The sequence below is a fragment of the Corallococcus praedator genome, assembly GCF_003612125.1.
Taxonomy (GTDB): domain Bacteria; phylum Myxococcota; class Myxococcia; order Myxococcales; family Myxococcaceae; genus Corallococcus; species Corallococcus praedator.
Genome location: NZ_RAWI01001034.1, coordinates 1 through 445, shown reverse-complemented (window position 1 = coordinate 445; position 445 = coordinate 1). Strand labels below are relative to the sequence as shown.

The window sequence follows — 445 nt, the reverse complement described above, 5'->3', positions numbered from 1 at the left end:
CGGTGACCGATTCCAGTGTCGGTGTATCACTCGCCTGCTCGACGGTTTCAGCCGCCATGACCGGAACCATCGGCAACGCCGTCAGCCCCATCAGCAACCAGCCACAACGACGCCCCCGCGCCGTATGAGCCTGATTGATGGCCTGCGCCAGCCGTGTGTGTTTGACGCCATCCCCACGTGTTGTGTGCATCTGCGTGCCTGCCTGAAATATGCCCTGATCCGACAGTGCCTCGGGCACTGACGCCTTTGATTACAACTAAACGGGTCCGGGCATTCGCGGTAGCGAGTAGCAGACAAACCATCTTTGTTAGCGCTAACATCGCCAGTATCAGGAAATGACAGATAGATCGTCCAATACTGAAAAATTAGTTTTATATGCTTTTAAATTTTAAAAGAAGCGGACGAGCATGGCCGACGAAGTACCCGTGACACGTAAACGCCGAGG

1 protein-coding gene is annotated in these 445 nt (G+C 54.4%); it reads right to left on the bottom strand.

Going from position 1 to position 445, the window contains the following annotated elements:
* On the bottom strand, positions 1–238 hold a 238-nt coding region (locus D7Y13_RS47035), incomplete at its 3' end, for a hypothetical protein (RefSeq protein ID WP_147452717.1).
* Positions 239–445: the final 207 nt, after the last annotated feature.